Origin of the sequence: Gilvimarinus japonicus (assembly GCF_042847215.1) — a bacterium.
Lineage (GTDB): Bacteria > Pseudomonadota > Gammaproteobacteria > Pseudomonadales > Cellvibrionaceae > Gilvimarinus > Gilvimarinus japonicus.
The window spans coordinates 885,921-901,477 of the sequence record NZ_AP031500.1 but is presented as its reverse complement, the minus strand read 5'-3'; the positions used below and the strand labels follow the sequence as shown (position 1 = coordinate 901,477).

Below are 15,557 nucleotides of genomic sequence, written 5' to 3'. Positions count from 1 at the left end.
TGCCTTAGTTGGATGTTATCTGTGAGTAGTATTTGCTCCAATCAAACGCTTCGCCTGGGTCGGTTTTCCGTCCGGGCGCAATATCGCAATGACCAGCAATCCGCTCAGGGCTAAGTGCCGGAAAATAAGCCAATAATGCATCTGTCAGACGCGCCAACACCCAATACTGCTCATCGGTGTAAGCCAGCGTGTCGGTCCCTTCCAGCTCGACGCCAACGCTGTAGTCATTGCACTCTGTAACCCCGGAAAAGCACGAACGGCCCGCATGCCAGGCGCGATCGTTAAAAGAGACAAACTGCACCAATTCCCCGGTGCGGGTAATCAACACATGAGATGAGACTTGCATCGAGGCTATGCTCGAGAAATACGGATGCGCATCCGGATCGAGCCGATTGGTAAAAAACTTCTCGACCCAACCATTGCCAAATTCACCAGGGGGCAGGCTAATATTGTGGACCACCAGCAAACTTACCTCAGCGCCCTCTGGCCGCGGACCATAATTAGGCGAGCAGCAGTGCCGCGCTGGTGTCATCCAGCCGGATTCATCAATGCTAATGGTCTTTGGAGTATGCAACAAAACGACGACTCTATCGGCCCCTAAAGCGCTCCAGTATAATCAATGCGCGCCCCAGATACGACAACGGCAAGCCTAGGCTTGCCGTTGTTTGGATCAATGCAAGGGCTTACCCCCCTCGCTTACCTCGCGGTTGGCGCAGGCTACCAATCACCGACTCCAGCGCCCGATCAAACAACATGCCGTCATCCAGCACACGAATACGGCCCTCTTTTAATGCGCGGGCTAAACCGGGCTTGTCTTCCTCGGCGACCTTCATTCCGGTACGATTCACAAAAATATATTTACCGGTAGGCTTAATGATCGCCGCCAAGCGACAACGGTAGGTCTCGCCGGCCGCTGAAGACATCTCAAACCAACTTCCCTGAGTTAGGTTTGACACCAACGCCAAGTGCTGACCGTCAATATCGCCCTCCTCAGTTCGCTCACCAAGCTCCTCACTTGCGACATCCGAACTAGCCGCACCGACCTCAAGGCCAGCCTGACCAACCACCTCAGGCGCTTCAATGTCTGCAACGGGTGACTCTGGCACCACGGCCTCAGCCTCCGACATAGAAGACGCTGGAACTGCGGGGGCTTCGACCACAGGCACTGGGGCCTCTGCCTTAACCTTACTCCGCAAAATATCTAAATGGAGTTTTTCCAGTGCTTTAAACAGCTGCCCCATCTGATAGGGGTTAAACGCAATATCTTCCAGTCCGCCACGCAACTGCGCTAATAGCCGCGGCACCAACTTCAGAAGCTTTTGACGGTTATCGCCAGTCATAGGCGCCGTCGCACTCCACACCAACTCGCGGCCGGTTTGAAGCTGTTGAGCAAAGGTTTCGCTGTCGGGGCCCTGCTTTAAGCAGGTAATAAACAGTACGTTAGACCAAGCACTAGCCAGCAGTTCGGCGGCGGCACTCGGCAACTCGACGCCTGCGGTAATCTCCTCGAGTGCTGCGTCAACCTCGGCGCGCGCGCGCTGCGATTTAGCTTTGCCGTCTTCCGCATCGATAGTGCGCTGCTCAAGGATTTTTGCCCGTCGCTTGTCTTTTTCTTGAAATGCACGAAACTCCAGCAATAAGGCATCGAAAATTGCGACATCTTTACTAAAATCGCTCAGCACCTTGCCTACCGTCTGGTCAATCTGACGATACAGCATATCTTTGCCGCGATTTTCTTCGCCGCTGTCCTGCCAACCCAACGCCGCTGTCGCCATCTCATTCAGCAGGCGCCGCGCCGGATGACCACCCTTACCAAAAAACGATTTATCGGCAATGGCGACTTTAATCATGGGGATCTGCAGCCGAGCCAACAACGCCTTCATAGGCGAAGCCAGACTGCGATCATCCAAGATAAACTCAAACATCATACTGACAAGGTTAATCACATCCTCATCAATATCGTTAATTTGTCGCTCCCCGGCACCGCCGCGAGCCAGCAAGTGACCCACTTGCGACTTAATATCCTCGGCACTGACGGTATGCGCCCGCTCAGCTTGCGGCGCCGAGCGCTGCTGCGCCAAGGTTAAAATACTCAACAAATCTTGCGATGAGAGGCTCGGCCCCACAGGTGCAGCGGCATGCGTTTGAGCGGCGCCGGCCCCCTGCGCCTTTAATAGCTCACGCAGTGTACCGAGTAATTGCTCGGCATTTTCATCGGCCACCGGAGATTCATTGCCACTGGCCTCATGGGTTTCTGATTGCGCCGTCCGCCGGCTAGCCGTCGGTTTCACACCTCGTGCACCTACACCACCGCGCAGAGAAGGCAATATATTAGCTTCGATTAAGTGCTGATTGAGCTGATCATACAGCTCACCCAACTGACACATCACCGCACGATCAAACAACTTAAGCAGCACTAGGCGTGCCTTAACATCGATATCAATATCGCCCGAGGCTTCAATAAAAGCGGCACACACCGCGTCACAGCCAACCGGATTGTTCTTTTGGTACACCTTAATAGGAACAAGATGATCGATACGCAAGGTCAGATGCTGAACACGCTCGGCAAACTGCTCATTGGCACGGTTGACCATCGTCTCACTGGCCACCATCTCCTCTAGCTCCTCATTCCCAACCAGAGAAAGGTTGTCGAGGCTCGCGGGAGCCTCTTCAGCCGAGGCCTCGGGAAAAGCACCTGAATCCATAAGACGCGCGAAGTTAACGTCAATATGCTGAAAAAAGGCCGATTCGGTATCTTTGCGGTGCAAGCGAACCTGGCGCATTGAATCAAAATAAAGGTTTTGCTCGTGATTATTGGTCGCCTGATCAGCCAGCTCAAACAGCGCGTCATCGGCTTTATCAAATAAGCTTCGCAGCAGTCCCTGCAACGTCTGTCGCGCTTTTTCGCGCAGCAGGTGCATAGCCGCCGGCATACGCACCAACACAGCTTGAGGCTCTCGTCCCTGGGTTGCTTTTACATCACGCTCGGTCCTGAGCGACACAACATTTTCATGGTTAGACGATTCGGACATGATTGAAAACCCATAAGGGGGAACTCTGAGCTTCTATTATATGCTCGCGGACACAAACTCCAAATTGCAAACGCCGGTAATGCGCTGTCTATCACATTTAAGGATAAAAACACCCGGCAACTATAACTTTATCGGCTCAACCAAAAGAAACATGAGTTTTTAGTTATAACGACTGGCGCGCAAAGTGTCTTCAGGCCGATAGGCGACAAATCGACCACAACCAGCGTCAATTCACATACAATAACGGACTTTACCCGCACAGGACTTTGATATGCTCGCCCAATACGCCGACAACATTCCCTCTCTGCGTCGTGACATCATTAAAAACGTCACCGCAGCTCTTGAAGAAGACGTCGGCAGCGGCGATATTACCGCCCTACTAATACCCGCCGAACAAACCGCTCGTGCCCACGTTATAACCCGGGAAGACTGTACCTTTTGCGGCAAAGCCTGGGTAGAGGAGACCTTCCGTCAGCTAGACCCCGACGTAAAGATCACCTGGCACATCGAAGACGGCGAGCAAGCCGCCGCCAACAGCACCCTATTTGAGCTGGAGGGCCCCGCACGCTGCCTCCTCACTGGCGAGCGCACCGCTTTAAACTTTGTACAATTGCTCTCAGGCGTCGCCACCACTGCCCGCGAATACGCCGACCTAGTGAAGGGTTTACCCATCAAAATCCTAGATACCCGCAAAACCATACCGGGCCTGCGCAGCGCGCAAAAATACGCCGTCTCCTGCGGCGGTTGCCACAACCACCGTATCGGCTTGTTTGATGCATTCTTGATAAAAGAAAACCACATAGCCGCCGCTGGCAGCATCAAAGCCGCCGTAACCAAAGCCCGCGAGATCGCCCCGGAAAAACCTTTAGAAGTAGAAGTAGAAACCCTCACCGAGCTGGATGAAGCACTGGCCAGCGGCGCGGATATTATTATGCTGGATGAGATGGATTTAAGGGAGGTCAATCAGCACTTAGAAGGCAAGACTGTCACTGCACTGCTGGAATTATCTGGTAACGTAGATGCAGCAAAGATTAAGCGTAATGGAAGCTCTTTCTTGCGGATAAATCGTATTTCGCTGGGGCTGCTAACTAAAAACTGCACAGCAATAGACCTGTCACTAAGGATCAAAAACTAGCTGCACGTGATCCGAACCTTAAAACAGACAGTTCATACACTTCCGCACTCACAGTAATGCTGTGACATGTGTAACCTCCAGATTAGCTGAAAGATTCTGGGGGCACGCATCCTTTCAGTTTACTTAAACCACTCAATAAGCCTCTACGGTCAACACATCACCGTCAGCCGAAAAACACGCTTTACCTTCCACATACTTATCGATTAACTCCACCCAGTAGCACCCTTCTTCCTTGTCATACTCTAAGCGTGACAACCAAAAATCGAGCCTGCTTTTTAGCCCGGCATCCTCCTTTGCTTTAGCTATGACTAAATAATATTTAATTTGATATAACGGCTCACCTTCACGAAGCGCAATAGCTGCTAGCTCTCCTCTCACCAAGCCCGGTGCTTCGAATACATTATAAAAAGCAGAGACCGGAACCTCACCAAACTTTTCCTTGATATCGGCAACCTTATGGCCCGCATCAACCATTTCGGTTTTATGCACAATGTGCAACTGATCACCCATCAAGATTTGCGCCACGACCCTCTGGCTTTCTAGTTGCAACAGGCCGTATGCCAAGCCACATAATTGCAGCAGAGCAATAATAGATAAATCTAACTTGAGCGTCTTTTTTGTGGGGTTAAAGACAATAAAGGTTAGTAACGGCCCCAGCACTATATCGACCAAAGCAATAATCGCCAGCCCCTCCATCGCACCCAGCTTTATAAGCGCTCCCGGAAACCACCACCAATAAATAACCGCCACAACACCCAATAGTATTGCCGAGCTGATCAACAAGTGAACCAGCAACGCTTTAAACCGTAATGCCATCCTTAACCGCCTTTTAATAACACCCACCCCTCCCTTTAACGAGGAGGCGATACGCCGCCTTTACTTCTCAAAAAGATACAAAAAAGGCGTGCAACGCACGCCTTTTTTGCTTAAACATCCACTCAACAGAGCCGGACTATTTAAGGACGACACTCTGAAGGCATATGAGCTGGATCACCCGCCCCCTCACAAACCCACTCAATAGCGGAAGGCGAGTCAGCTCCCCCCACAACCGTAGGGGTGAATGTATAGGTTACCGCTCCACCGGTATCTTTTGACGTAACCGTAAATACTCCACCACCTGTATAAGCAACCTCGTTGCAGTAATTAGTCGCAGCGGGGACATACCCAGCAGCAGCTAAAGTACCTGGCCAATCTTCACCACCATTGGACACAAATGTTTCCGCAACTGCCAACTTAGGGGACGCAGCAATGCTCAAACACTCGGCGTTTTTAGTACGAATGGTGTAATTTTGGTAAGCAGGCAGCGCAATTGCCGCCAGAATACCGATGATCGCAATAACGATCATCAATTCAATCAGTGTAAAGCCTTGTTGTTTTTTCATCAGAGCCTCCAGAAATGCTCACAGTAAAATTATGTTTGTACAGCTGACTCGAAACGAGCCTAATTCACTAGTCAGCAAGGTACGGGCCAAGATTACTGCCTGCCACTGCTGGTAGTCAGGAACTAAAGCGCCTTTTCTCTGCCGGATCTCGCCTCATAGTGACAAAAAATGTCACAGGACATACAAAAATACGGATGTCGGCACACAAACATTGCCAACTCGCTCAACAGTTCGTAAAGTAAATGTCTATATAACCGCCTTTCCCCTCAAGGCGTTAAGATAACAATTTTAGCAACTACACGAACAAAAGCACTTAAGCCTATGGCAGCACTAAACGGACTGGCAAAACGACTGGTTAATGACGGTCTACTGAACGAGACATTGGCCAGCAGTAGCTTAGCGGAGGCCAACAAACAAAAAATGCCTTTCGTGGTTTACTTGGTACAAAATGGGGTTTTGGACGCCAGAACGCTGGCATTGGTAGCGGCCGATGAGTTTGGCACCCCAGTCTTTGACCTAAAAGCTATTAACCCCCAAACGCTCCCCAGTAAGTTGGTAGATGCCAAGTTGATTGAAAAACACCGTGCACTACCTCTTATTCGGCGCGGCAATCGGCTTTTTGTGGGAGTCGTCGACCCCACCAACTTGCATGCGCTTGATGAGATCAAATTTAATACCGGAATTAATACTGAGGCCGTTTTAGTAGAGGCAGACAAATTAGCCATAGCGATAGAAGCTTATATTAACGCCAACGAAGAGAGCATTGGCGATGCACTTGGCGGCTTAGATGACGAAGACCTAGACAATTTAGACACCGAGAATGGCGCCCCCACAGAAGACGCTACTGTTAACGAGGCTGATGAGGCCCCTATAGTACGCTTCATCAACAAGATACTGCTAGATGCCATTAAAATCGGCGCCTCAGACATTCACTTTGAGCCGTACGAGAAAACCTACCGTGTAAGACTGCGTACTGATGGTATTTTACAAGAAGTGTCCCACCCACCCACCAACCTTGCCACACGCATTGCTGCGCGCCTTAAGGTGATGTCGCAAATGGACATATCCGAGCGCCGTGTACCACAAGACGGCCGGATTAAGATGAAGATATCCAAGACGCGCGCCATCGACTTTAGGGTAAACACTCTACCCACCCTGTTTGGCGAGAAGATCGTCCTGCGGATTTTGGACCCAAGCTCAGCCAAGCTGGGCATTGACGCTCTAGGGTATGAAGACGAGCAGAAACAAATGTTCATGGATGCCCTGAACCAACCGCAAGGTATGATTTTGGTCACAGGTCCTACTGGCAGCGGTAAAACCGTATCGCTTTATACTGGCCTAAATATTCTAAATACCGAAGAACGCAACATCTCTACAGCCGAAGACCCAGTGGAGATCAACTTAGAGGGTATTAATCAGGTACAAATGAATACCAAAGTGGGCCTAACCTTTGCCGAGGCACTGCGCTCGTTTTTGCGTCAAGACCCGGATATCGTGATGGTAGGGGAGATTCGCGACCTAGAAACCGCCGAGATTGCCATTAAAGCAGCACAAACTGGCCATTTAGTATTGTCCACCCTTCACACTAACAGCGCCCCTGAGACCCTAACACGTTTACTTAACATGGGCGTACCAGCGTTTAACGTGGCTACCAGCGTTAGTTTAATTATTGCTCAGCGCCTGGCGCGGCGGCTGTGCCCAAGATGCAAAAAGCCAGCCAGCGATATACCCAGCGAGATTTTAGCCGAAGAGGGCTTTGACAATATTGGCATACCACGAGAGGAGCTTGAACTATACCACCCAGTAGGCTGTGATTCCTGCCTGAAAGGTTATAAAGGTCGAGTCGGGGTGTATGAAGTAGTTCGCATTACTCCTGCTATATCAAGCCTTATAATGGAAGGGGGGAACTCGCTGCAAATAGCCAAAGCCGCTACTGAAGCGGGATTTAACAATTTAAGAATCTCGGCGCTGCGCAAAGCAGCTCAAGGGCTAACCAGCCTAGAAGAAGCCAACCGAGTGACCAAGGATTAAACCATGGCGACCGTAACCGCGCAACAAAAAACAAAAAGCCGCAAGCCGACCAAAGCCGTCACTTCATCTACCTTTGTTTATAATGCCACTGACAAAAAAGGCAAGACAGTAAAGGGCGAGGTCACGGGCACTAGCCCAGCTCTCATTCGTGCACACCTGCAAAAGCAAGGGTTAAACGTCAAATCGGTTAAAAAGAAACCCAAACCACTATTTGGCAGCGGCGGGAAGAAAATAAAGCCCGCTGACATTGCTGTGTTCTCTCGACAAATGGCCACCATGATGAAAGCCGGTGTACCGTTGGTACAATCTTTCGACATTGTCGCCGACGGTGTAGAGAACCCATCGGTTAGAGAGCTTGTCTACAAAATCAGAGAGGAGGTGGCATCAGGGACCGGCTTTGCTGCAACACTCAGAAAATATCCTCGCCATTTTGACGATTTATTTTGCAATCTAGTGGATGCTGGCGAACAATCCGGCGCACTGGAAACAATGCTGGATCGAATTGCCACCTATAAGGAGAAAACTGAGGCACTAAAGGCTAAAATTAAAAAAGCACTTACCTACCCTATCGCGGTTATCGTAGTGGCGATAATAGTAACTGCTATATTGCTGATTAAAGTTGTGCCGCAATTTGCCGAAACATTCAGTAGTTTTGGGGCGGACCTGCCAGCTTTTACGCTGTTTGTACTACATCTTTCCGAGTTAACACAAAAATATTGGCTTTATTTTTTAGTTGGCTCCGTCGCTCTAGGATTCGCATTTAAAGAGCTACGAATAAGATCGACCAAGTTTGCTTATTTTATCGATCGAGTCTCTCTTAAAATACCTGTTATCGGCGACATTCTATACCTTTCGATCATGGCAAGGTTTGCACGCACATTGTCCACAACGTTTGCTGCGGGCGTTCCACTTATTGACGCCTTGACCTCTGTTGCCGGTGCAACTGGCAATCGTATTTACACAGATGCCGTAATCGATGTGCGCGAAGAAGTCTCCACCGGCATTCAGTTAAACGCGGCCATCAGGAATAGAGGTATATTCCCTTCGTTACTGATACAAATGGCCTCAATTGGCGAAGAGTCGGGCGCGCTGGACGAAATGTTGGACAAAGTGGCTACATATTACGAGGAGGCCGTAGATAACAAAGTTGACAGTTTGTCTTCATTACTGGAGCCCATGATCATGTCCATTCTGGGCGTTTTGATTGGCGGTCTAATGATTGCTATGTATCTACCTATCTTTCAGATCGGGCAGGTTATGTAGCGCAATGTCAACTACATCTTTTTTAGTCAGTGAATACCATTGGTTCATTTATTTAACCACTGTTTTATTTGGCCTCGCCCTCGGCAGCTTTTTCAACGTAGTAATCCTACGCCTCCCCAAAATCATGGAGGCGTCGTGGCGCGAGCAGTGTTGTGAGCTTCTAGAGCAGCCAGATACGGAGCCAAATGAAAAACTCGGCCTGGCCTTCCCGGCCTCCCACTGCCCCAAATGCAAAGCCGCCATTAAGCCCTGGCAGAATATTCCGGTTATCAGCTATTTACTGCTTAAGGGCAAATGCGCGAGCTGCAAAGTGCGTATATCGCCCCGCTACCCGATTGTTGAAACCGTAACAGCGCTTTTATCACTGGCGATTGTGGTTAAATTTGGGGTAACGGCTACCTCGGGCGCGCTGCTGATTTTTACCTGGGCGCTGCTGGTATTAACGGTTATTGATATCGACACCCAGTTACTGCCCGATGACATTACCCTGCCCTTGGTGTGGCTGGGGTTGATTGTTAATTATTTTGGCCTAGTCACCGATTTACCCAGCGCTTTGTGGGGCGCTGTATTTGGTTATTTATCACTCTGGTCGGTTTTTTGGGCATTTAAACTGCTGACCGGCAAAGAGGGCATGGGCTACGGCGACTTTAAGTTGTTAGCCGCGCTAGGTGCCTGGATGGGCTGGCAGATGCTACCGCTGATTATTATTTTATCGTCGCTGGTAGGTGCGGTTATTGGCATCGGCATGATCATTGTTATGGGGCGCGATAAAAATATTCCGATTCCGTTTGGCCCCTACTTAGCGATTGCAGGCTGGATTGCGTTGCTCTGGGGTGGCGAGATTGTCCAACAATACCTGCAATTGGCCAATATTGGTTAAGTCGCTTAGCTGATGTTCACCCCCCCAAACATGCCGCTGGTTATCGGTCTTACCGGCGGTATTGGCAGCGGCAAAAGCGCAGCTTCAGCTTGCTTTGCCGCACTTGGCGTTACCGTAGTAGATGCCGATATTGTCGCTCGCGAAGTCGTCGAGCCCAACTCGAGCGCGCTGATCAGTATTGCCGAGCATTTTGGCCCCGATATACTTCACCCGGATAGCTCGCTTGATCGCGCGCGCCTTAGACACATTATTTTTGCCAACCCAACCGAAAAGGCTTGGCTTGAGGCTTTGCTTCACCCGCTAATCAATCAACGTTTACGCCAGCAACTCAACAGCGCTCGCTCAGCGTACGTTATTTTTGTCTCCCCGCTACTTCTAGAGACATCACAGCACGAATTAACGAGCCGAATCTTAGTCGTTGATTGCCCGCCAGAGGCCCAGATAAACCGTGCCGCAATACGGGATAAGATTGAACCTGGGCAGATTGAGGCTATAATGGCGACGCAAATAAATCGCTCCGAGCGGCTAAAGCTAGCGGACGATATTTTGCACAATCATGGCAACTTGCAGGAGCTGGAACTCCAGGTAGCAAAGCTCCACCAGCAGTATCTTGCCCTTACCGCCCCACAGTAGAGGTAAACGATCTCGCTATGAATGATGAACAACCGATAAAGCTTCAGTGCCCCACTTGCCAAACAACTGTTTTTTGGTCCGAGGCGTATCCGCATCGCCCATTTTGCTCTGAGCGCTGTAAACTTATTGACTTGGGAGAATGGGCTAGCGAGAACCACCGCATCGCGGGCGAAGATGCCCTGCCACAAAATGATGATGAATATTAACGTGCAATCACAGCGCCACGCGACTTAATAGCCAACCCACTAGGCTTGCCTGTCTACCACCACGCCGAAATACCCGCAACGCCCTGCCCTCCAGCCTCTTTAGCGGTCAAAATGTTGTCATCCGACATACCGCCCAGAGCGTACACCGGCATTTTGGCAAAAGCCGTAAACTCAGCAAAAGCAGCCCACCCCAAAGGCTTTGCATTAGGGTGGGAGGCGCTAGGCTGCACTGGCGACAGAAAAATATAATCCAACCCTAAACGATTGGCCTTGTGAATATCTTGCGCGCTGTGGCAAGACGCCCCCACTAACAGATCCGCTAACGCCGGAGGACGCTCACTCATATCGCTTAAGCGTTTTCCGTTTAGATGAACACCATCGGCGGTAAAAGGCTGTGATGGGTCGGCATTAATAACCAACTTTGCCCCCTCGCGATGGCAGCGCGCCAAAACACGTTGCGCCAAGCGGATAAACGCTTCTTGCTCAAGCTCGGGCGCACGTAGCTGCAGCAACTTAGCGCCGCGCACCAAACACGCATCAACCCGCGCCAAACACTCCGGTTGCGAGGCAAAATCTCCAGTAATAACCAAACGATCGGGCAATTGCAGCGCGTTCACAATAGGGTAATTAGCCGCCGGGAATGGGTAGCTACCAAGCTCGGAGGGACTCACCCAGTTAAGTGGCTGACCTTCCTTGCCAATGGCTGTGCCGGTAAAACTGACGACCCGGTAAACATCCAATAACACCTGTTTATCGCCGTAATCGTGAGAGATTTGAATCACCGGGACAAAATCGCTGCACTGTACATCCAGCTCCTCAAACAGCTCGCGGGTTAGCGCCTGTTGCACAGTCTCTCCCGGCTCGACCTTACCCCCAGGAAACTCCCACAAACCGCCCTGATGGGCCACTTGCGGGCGCTTAGCAATTAATATTTTGCCGTTTGCGTCCGTTATTACGCCAACGGCGACATGAACCTGCTTCATTGGCTACGTTCGGTAATCGGCGTTAATACGCACATACTCATAGGACAAATCTGTCGTCCAGAGGATCTCTTGACTGTCGCCCCGACCTAAATCGATACTGATCGTAATACGGTCGCCATTCATAACCTGCTGGCCTTGTGCCTCGGTGTAAGTCGCGGCGCGGCCACCATGCTCGACAATCAATACATCGTTCAAATGAACCCGAACAGCTTCATCGTCCAAATCTTGCACGCCGGCGTAACCAATGGCGGCGACAATGCGCCCCCAGTTTGGATCGCTGGCAAATAACGCCGTTTTAATCAGCGGTGAGTGCGCCACCGCATAGGCGACCTTTAAGCACTCGTCGTGACTCGCGCCTCCGGTAACATCAATGGTGACAAACTTAGTCGCACCCTCACCATCGGCAACGATCCCTTGAGCCAGCTCGGTGGCAACCGCCACCACCGCCTCGCGCAATACGCGGTAAGCGTCTGACTCTGCCGCAACAATCGCCGGGTTTCCCGCCTGCCCAGAGGCGACCAGCATGCAAGCATCGTTGGTCGAGGTGTCGCCATCAATGGTAATACGGTTAAACGAAAGGCCTGCCGCCTCTCGCACTAATCGTTGCAACACATCGGCGGCAACCACAGCGTCGGTCGCGATATAACCCAACATGGTCGCCATATTGGGGTTGATCATACCGGCGCCTTTGGCGATACCGTTTACCGTTACCGCAGTGCCACCTATCTGTACTTGGCGGGTGGCGCCTTTGGGGCGAGTATCAGTGGTCATAATAGCTCGCGCCGCACGCTCCCAGGCATCTTCCCGTGCACTGCTACAAAGCTCTGGGATAACCGCGGTGATTTTTCCTACCGGGAGCGGCTCGCCAATAACACCCGTTGAAAACGGCAGCACCTGTGTGCGCGCAACGGATGTTTGCTCGGCCACACTGGCACACACAGCCAGGGCGTTTTGATAACCCGACTCACCGGTACAGGCATTCGCGTTGCCCGAGTTCACAATCAAGTAGCGTACATCGCTTTGGGCTAAATGCTCGCGGCACACTTTAACTGGCGCAGCGCAGAACGCATTTTGCGTAAACACGCCAGCCACGGTGCTGCCCGGCGCCAAGGCAAATAGTAGTACATCATCGCGCCCGGGCTTTTTAATACCGGCACCGGCGGCGGCAATCGCAACGCCTGCAACTGGTGGCATCGACGGAAATGGGTAATCACCTACAGCCATATTATTAATTCACTCTTAGGTCAGCGTACCGTGACATTGTTTGTATTTCTTGCCCGAGCCGCAAGGGCATGGATCATTACGACCGACTTTACGGCCTTCGCGGGTGACAGGTGCAGCGCCAGCTTGACCCGCTTCCGGGCGCGGTTGACGCTCGGGCGCCATGGCTGAGGCTTGATCGTGAGTCATTTGCATTTTACGCTGCGCTTGCGCCTGCTCCTCCACGCGGCGACGTTCCATCTCTTCCATTTGCTCACGGCTAACTGGCTCTACCCGTGCCAACAAGTTAATCGACTCGCGCTTGACGGTTTCAAGCATTTCTTGAAACAAGAAAAAGGCTTCGCGCTTATACTCTTGCTTGGGGTTTTTCTGAGCATAAGAGCGCAAGTTAATTCCTTGACGCAGATGGTCCATACTGGCCAGCTGCTCTTTCCAGGAATTATCCAGCACCTGCAACATTACCTGGCGCTCGATCTCGCGCATTACCTCGCCGATGCGTTCGCACTTTTCTTGATAAGACTGCTGCACGGTCTGCTGAATACGCTCACGAAGGGTTTCTTCGTGAAGGTTGTCGTCTTCATTCAGCCATTGCTGTACAGGTAACTGCAAGGCGAAGTCAGCCTCTAATTGCTTCTCAAGGCCGTTAATATCCCACTGCTCTTCGATGGACTGAGGCGGCACGTGCGCGCTGACCAGATCTCCCACCACATCTTCACGCACGTTATTGATCGTCTCCGAGATATCCTCGGCCTCCAGCAGCTCATTACGCTGCTGATAGACAATCTGACGCTGATCATTGGCAACATCGTCGTATTCAAGCAACTGCTTGCGGATGTCGAAGTTGCGCCCTTCCACTTTGCGTTGGGCTTTTTCAATGGCGTTATTTACCATGCGGTGCTCGATGGCCTCGCCTTTTTCCATGCCCAGTGATTGCATTAAATTACGCACACGGTCGGAGGCAAAAATTCGCATCAAGCTGTCTTCTAAAGACAAGTAAAAACGAGTCAGACCCGGATCACCTTGACGGCCAGCACGGCCACGCAGCTGATTATCAATACGGCGCGATTCGTGTCGCTCTGTACCAATAATATGCAAACCGCCCGCCTCGATCACTTGTTGATGGCGCACCTTCCAGTCGCTTTTAGCTTTTTCTATCTGCGCTTCGGTGGCGTTAGCAAGTGAGGCGACCTCGGCCTCCCAGCTGCCGCCCAACACAATATCGGTACCCCGGCCCGCCATGTTCGTGGCAATAGTCACGGTGCCCGGACGCCCCGCTTGAGCAATAATCTCGGCTTCTTTTTCGTGGAATTTAGCGTTTAGCACTTGGTGCGGAATGTTGGCGGCTTTTAAGCGCTTGGACATTTCCTCTGAGGTTTCAATCGACGCTGTACCCACCAAAATAGGGGCATTATTTTTGCGATACTCTTCGATATCGCGCACAATGGCGTCAAATTTTTCCGGCACCGATAAGTACACTAAATCGTTTTTATCGATCCGCTGAGTTGGCCGGTTGGTAGGGATAACCACCACATCCAAACCGTAAATCTCACGAAACTCAAACGCCTCGGTGTCTGCCGTACCGGTCATGCCAGACAAGGTTGGATACAAACGGAAGTAGTTCTGAAAGGTGGTCGAGGCCAACGTTTGACTCTCGCTTTGAATACGCACACCTTCTTTGGCTTCAATCGCCTGATGCAAGCCCTCGGACAAACGACGTCCGGCCATCGTGCGGCCCGTGTGCTCATCGATCAGTACAACTTCGCTATCTTGTACAATGTACTCGACATCGCGATGAAACAAAGCGTGGGCACGCAGGGCTGAATTTACGTGGTGCAACAAGCCCAAATTCGCGGCTGAATATAAAGTATCAGACTCCGACAGCATCTCGGCATCAATCAACAGTTGCTCGACATGTTGATGCCCTTGCTCGGTCAGCTCTACCTGGCGAGTTTTTTCATCGACATAATAATCGCCGTCTTCCTCGTCCTCTTGCTGGCGACTCAGGCTACCAATCAGCTTGTTCATACGCTGATACAGCTCGGCACTGTTTTGCGTGGGCCCCGATATAATCAAGGGCGTGCGCGATTCATCAATCAGAATCGAGTCCACTTCGTCCACCACGGCAAAATACAAATCGCGCTGAACCTTGTCTTCCTTGCGCATCGCCATGTTGTCACGCAAGTAATCAAACCCAAATTCATTATTGGTGCCATAGGTAATATCGGCGGCGTAGGCGGCGCGCTTAGCCTCGGTACCTTGGCCCGACTGAATAACGCCGACACTGAGCCCCATAAACTCATATAAAGGCTGCATCCAAGCCGCATCGCGGCTCGCCAGGTAATCGTTTACCGTAACAATATGCACACCGCCGCCGGTAATCGCGCGCAAATAACTGGGCAAGGTAGCCATTAGGGTTTTACCTTCACCGGTGCGCATTTCGGCAATGCAGCCTTCGTGCAACGCCATGCCGCCAATCAACTGAACATCAAAATGGCGCATCCCCAGTACTCGGTGGCTCGCCTCACGCACAGCGGCAAACGCCTCTGGCAAAAGCGCATCCACTTTTTCGCCATCGCGAGAGCGTTGCTGAAGCTCCGCGGTTTTTGCTTGTAAGTCGGCATCAGACAGCGCCTGCATCGACTCCTCTAACTCATTAATACGTGCGACCGTTTTACGCATACGTTTCAACACACGGTCGTTTTTAGAGCCTAAGACCCATTTGGTTACTTTAGCTAGCATGAAATAAATCCATCAAATCAATAAACATCAACGCTGCTGCCCATTGGCAACA

At 51.2% G+C, this 15,557-nt stretch carries 13 protein-coding genes; 6 read left to right on the top strand and 7 right to left on the bottom strand.

Features of this window, described 5'->3' with window-relative positions; genetic code table 11:
* Positions 1-4: 4 nt before the first annotated feature.
* Together ampD and ACGHAD_RS03800 are read right to left on the bottom strand one after the other, a co-directional pair.
* Entirely contained in the window at positions 5-577 is a 573-nt protein-coding gene (gene ampD, locus ACGHAD_RS03805) for a 1,6-anhydro-N-acetylmuramyl-L-alanine amidase AmpD (RefSeq protein WP_382413755.1), read from the bottom strand.
* Positions 578-683: 106 nt separating this feature from the next.
* Positions 684-3,032 carry a DUF1631 domain-containing protein gene (locus tag ACGHAD_RS03800; protein WP_382413758.1) on the bottom strand — a complete coding sequence of 783 codons (2,349 nt, stop codon included), beginning with the start codon at positions 3,030-3,032 and terminating at the stop codon, positions 684-686.
* 271 nt (positions 3,033-3,303) lie between these two features.
* Here ACGHAD_RS03800 and nadC point away from each other — a divergent pair, with 271 nt between their 5' ends.
* Entirely contained in the window at positions 3,304-4,167 is an 864-nt protein-coding gene (gene nadC, locus ACGHAD_RS03795; RefSeq protein ID WP_382413760.1) for a carboxylating nicotinate-nucleotide diphosphorylase, read from the top strand.
* Positions 4,168-4,299: 132 nt separating this feature from the next.
* Here the strand turns inward: nadC and ACGHAD_RS03790 are convergent, their stop codons facing one another.
* Both ACGHAD_RS03790 and ACGHAD_RS03785 read right to left on the bottom strand, forming a co-directional pair.
* Positions 4,300-5,010 (bottom strand): hypothetical protein, encoded by a 711-nt coding sequence (locus tag ACGHAD_RS03790; protein WP_382413762.1) that lies wholly within the window; start codon positions 5,008-5,010, stop codon positions 4,300-4,302.
* 113 nt (positions 5,011-5,123) lie between these two features.
* A complete protein-coding gene (locus ACGHAD_RS03785) occupies positions 5,124-5,549 on the bottom strand; it encodes a prepilin-type N-terminal cleavage/methylation domain-containing protein (protein WP_382413764.1) in 426 nt (141 codons plus the stop codon).
* Between the two features lie 321 nt (positions 5,550-5,870).
* On the opposite strand from ACGHAD_RS03785, the gene pilB reads away from it, so the two are divergent.
* The 5 genes from pilB to yacG are packed head-to-tail and all read left to right on the top strand — an operon-like array spanning position 5,871 to position 10,562.
* Positions 5,871-7,580 carry a type IV-A pilus assembly ATPase PilB gene (gene pilB / locus ACGHAD_RS03780; RefSeq protein WP_382413766.1) on the top strand — a complete coding sequence of 570 codons (1,710 nt, stop codon included), beginning with the start codon at positions 5,871-5,873 and terminating at the stop codon, positions 7,578-7,580.
* A gap of 3 nt (positions 7,581-7,583) precedes the next feature.
* Positions 7,584-8,843: a type II secretion system F family protein gene (locus tag ACGHAD_RS03775; protein ID WP_382413769.1), complete on the top strand. Its 1,260-nt coding sequence runs from the start codon at positions 7,584-7,586 to the stop codon at positions 8,841-8,843.
* Between the two features lie 4 nt (positions 8,844-8,847).
* Positions 8,848-9,723: a prepilin peptidase gene (locus ACGHAD_RS03770; RefSeq protein WP_382413774.1), complete on the top strand. Its 876-nt coding sequence runs from the start codon at positions 8,848-8,850 to the stop codon at positions 9,721-9,723.
* Between the two features lie 12 nt (positions 9,724-9,735).
* The gene (coaE, locus tag ACGHAD_RS03765) at positions 9,736-10,356 is read left to right on the top strand and encodes a dephospho-CoA kinase (RefSeq protein ID WP_339616426.1); all 621 of its coding nucleotides are present in this window, start codon (positions 9,736-9,738) and stop codon (positions 10,354-10,356) included.
* A 17-nt stretch (positions 10,357-10,373) separates the two neighbouring features.
* Positions 10,374-10,562 carry a DNA gyrase inhibitor YacG gene (yacG, locus tag ACGHAD_RS03760; RefSeq protein WP_339616425.1) on the top strand — a complete coding sequence of 63 codons (189 nt, stop codon included), beginning with the start codon at positions 10,374-10,376 and terminating at the stop codon, positions 10,560-10,562.
* 53 nt (positions 10,563-10,615) lie between these two features.
* On the opposite strand, the gene ACGHAD_RS03755 is transcribed toward yacG, so the two are convergent.
* The 3 genes from ACGHAD_RS03755 to secA are packed head-to-tail and all read right to left on the bottom strand — an operon-like array spanning position 10,616 to position 15,505.
* Positions 10,616-11,545 (bottom strand): Nudix family hydrolase, encoded by a 930-nt coding sequence (locus ACGHAD_RS03755; protein WP_382413781.1) that lies wholly within the window; start codon positions 11,543-11,545, stop codon positions 10,616-10,618.
* 3 nt (positions 11,546-11,548) lie between these two features.
* Entirely contained in the window at positions 11,549-12,769 is a 1,221-nt protein-coding gene (argJ, locus tag ACGHAD_RS03750; RefSeq protein WP_382413783.1) for a bifunctional glutamate N-acetyltransferase/amino-acid acetyltransferase ArgJ, read from the bottom strand.
* 15 nt (positions 12,770-12,784) lie between these two features.
* Positions 12,785-15,505, bottom strand: coding sequence for a preprotein translocase subunit SecA (gene secA / locus ACGHAD_RS03745; protein WP_382413786.1), 2,721 nt, complete (start codon positions 15,503-15,505; stop codon positions 12,785-12,787).
* Between the last annotated feature and the right edge of the window lie 52 nt (positions 15,506-15,557).